Origin of the sequence: Enterobacter cloacae complex sp. GF14B (assembly GCF_004136805.1) — a bacterium.
Taxonomy (GTDB): Bacteria; Pseudomonadota; Gammaproteobacteria; order Enterobacterales; family Enterobacteriaceae; genus Enterobacter; species Enterobacter hormaechei_C.
Window position 1 is genome coordinate 1 of the sequence record NZ_QFRV01000187.1, and the last position, 2,636, is coordinate 2,636.

Annotated in this window: 3 protein-coding genes; 1 reads left to right on the forward strand and 2 read right to left on the reverse strand. The window is 60.2% G+C overall.

The features are described 5' to 3' along the window. Together DD606_RS24465 and lsrR are read right to left on the reverse strand one after the other, a co-directional pair. On the reverse strand, positions 1–663 hold a 663-nt coding region (locus DD606_RS24465; RefSeq protein ID WP_255573126.1), incomplete at its 3' end, for an FGGY family carbohydrate kinase. Between the two features lie 32 nt (positions 664–695). Continuing rightward, on the reverse strand, positions 696–1,667 hold the full coding sequence (lsrR, locus tag DD606_RS24470) for a transcriptional regulator LsrR (protein ID WP_023295481.1): 972 nt from the start codon (positions 1,665–1,667) through the stop codon (positions 696–698). Between the two features lie 215 nt (positions 1,668–1,882). Here lsrR and DD606_RS24475 point away from each other — a divergent pair. Beyond that, on the forward strand, positions 1,883–2,636 hold a 754-nt coding region (locus DD606_RS24475; RefSeq protein WP_129259366.1), incomplete at its 3' end, for an ATP-binding cassette domain-containing protein.

Sequence of the window (2,636 nt, forward strand, 5' to 3'; positions counted from 1 at the left end):
TATCGCGCCCAGCACGGTGCCGGTCTCTTTCACCGGGGAAAGGATATCGGCGCGCAGCCCGGCCATGTCGAGCAGCGCCGGACGCCAGTCGCGGGAGAAGAGATCCAGCATACCGGTGGTGCCCGCATTGGACGGGTCGACCGCCAGCTCGCCGGAGAGCTTCGCCGCCAGCCAGTCGCTGATCATGGTGATAGTCGCAGCCTTGCGGTAAATATCCGGACGGTGGTGCGCCAGCCACAGCAGGCGCGGCATGGCGCTCAGCGCCAGCGTCTGGCCGGAGACCTCATACACTTCGGATTCAAACCGGTAGTCGTGGATCTCTTTGAGTTCAGCCACCTCGCGGCTGGCGCGGGCGTCGACGTTGGCGCAGGCCCAGATAGCCTCGCCGTTGCGGTCGTACAGCACAATCCCTTCGCGCATCGAGCAGCAGGCGACGGACTGAATATCCGCCGCGCTAAGCCGTGCGCGCTCCAGCGCCTGCTGAATACACCGGCAGGCCAGCCGCCAGTTGGTGTCGAGATCGAACTCCATCGACCCCGGCACGTTCTCCACGCTCAGGTGCTTCCACTCGGCCTGGCCAACGGCAATCTGGTTGCCCTGTAAATCGAAAATCACGGCGCGAACGCTGCCTGTCCCTGCATCTAACGCTAAAAGGTAACTCATGAGCTTGCCTCGCTGTTAGCGCAGGGCTGCTCTTATCCGGCCAGAGCCAGCACCGCGCGGGCTGTCGTCTCTTCCGTCACCAGGCCATTAATACGGCGACCTTTCAGTGCGGCATAAATCGCATCGGCTTTCTCTTCCCCTCCGGCCACGCCGACAATGGTGGGCAGCTGCGCCAGTTCATCGAGCGTGACGCCCAGTAATTCTTTGTGGATCTCCAGCTCCTCGACGCATTCACCTTCGGCATTGAGGAAATAGCCGAGGATATCGCCCACCGCGCCTTTACGGGCGTACATCAACTGTTCACCTTCGCTGATATAGCCGGAGCGCAGGATGGTGGCGTCACGGCGCTGGTTCACGGAACCAATGCCGACCACCGCCACGTCAGCGGCGGTCGCGGCGAGGATCACGTCCCGCACGCTGGTTTCGCGCTTTAAGATCCCGGCCACTTCAGCGGATGACACGCGAAGCGGGGCGGGGATCATGCTGACGCTACAGGCCGCATCCAGCTGGCCGATACCGGTCATATACGGCCCCACGCCGCCGGAAAGCGTCACCAGGCGGATCTGTTGCGAGCTGATAAAGCCGCTTAAGTGTTGCAGGCTGCTCATGGTGGTTTCACCGAACCCCACCGCCAGCAGCTGGCCGGGCTCCAGCACGCCCATCAGCGACTGCGCCGCGCCAATGCCCAGCCGCACGTTCATCGGCGGGGTATTCAGGGCAGGCATCACGCGCACCAGCTTCAGGCCAAAGCGCTGCTGTAGCTCGGTTTCCAGCGCCAGGCAGCCCTCGTAGCGGGAGTTGATCTGCACGCGGATCACCCCGGACTGACGGCCTTTCTCCAGCAGGCGGGAGATTTTTAATCGCGGCAGCCCGAGCCGTTCGCCGATGTCGTTCTGGGTCAGCCCGTCGTGGTAGTAGCACCAGGCCACGCGCGCCACCAGCTCCTCTTCCGCCAGTGCCAGCCCGGCAAACCGTCCTTCTTCCGCAGTGCGTTTATCGCTCATAATTGAACTCTTATAAAAATTTAGATCATATGTTCGTGATGGCGCGACGTGAAAATGTGAGCCACGCGACAAAACAGATCATTTCGATCGATTCCGGTTTATCTAAATCTCAATCGATAAAATTGTGATCCCTGCACGGTTGTAAATATAGTTCACCGTCTACGCTTTTGAACATTATTAAATCTAAAAATCATTTGTTCAATAGCGGAGCGATGATGACACCACTTCTCGACGCGCGTGATATCAGCAAGCAGTTTTCAGGCGTACCGGTCTTAAAAGGCATTGATTTCACGCTGCTTGCGGGGCAGGTGCATGCGCTGATGGGCGGTAACGGCGCGGGAAAATCGACGCTGATGAAGATCATCGCCGGGGTAGAAACCCCGGATAGCGGTGAACTTTCGGTGGCGGGTGAGTCTTTTACACGGCTTACCCCGGCTCAGGCGCACAGGTTAGGCATTTATCTGGTGCCGCAGGAGCCGCTGCTGTTTCCCAACCTGACGGTGCGGGAAAACATCCTGTTTCGTCTGCCGCGAGAGCGCGATCGGGAAAAACGTCTGGCGGAAAAACTCCGGCAATTGCAATGCCAGCTTAACCTCGACGCCACCGCCAGCACCCTCGAGGTGGCTGACCAGCAGATGGTGGAGATCCTGCGCGGGCTGATGCGCAACGCCAGAATTCTGATCCTCGATGAACCCACGGCCTCGCTGACGCCAGGTGAAACCGAACGGCTGTTTCGCCAGATCCGCGCCTTGCAGGATCTTGGCGTCGGGATTGTTTTTATCTCGCATAAGCTGCCGGAGATTCGGCAGCTGGCGAGTCACGTCTCGGTGATGCGCGACGGCGCCGTGGTGCTCAGCGGCGAAACCGCGCAGTTTGACGATAACGCCCTGATCGCCGCCATGACGCCGGTAAGCCGCGAGAAATCCCTCAGCGATACGCAAAAGCTGTGGCTGGCGCTGCCGGGCAACC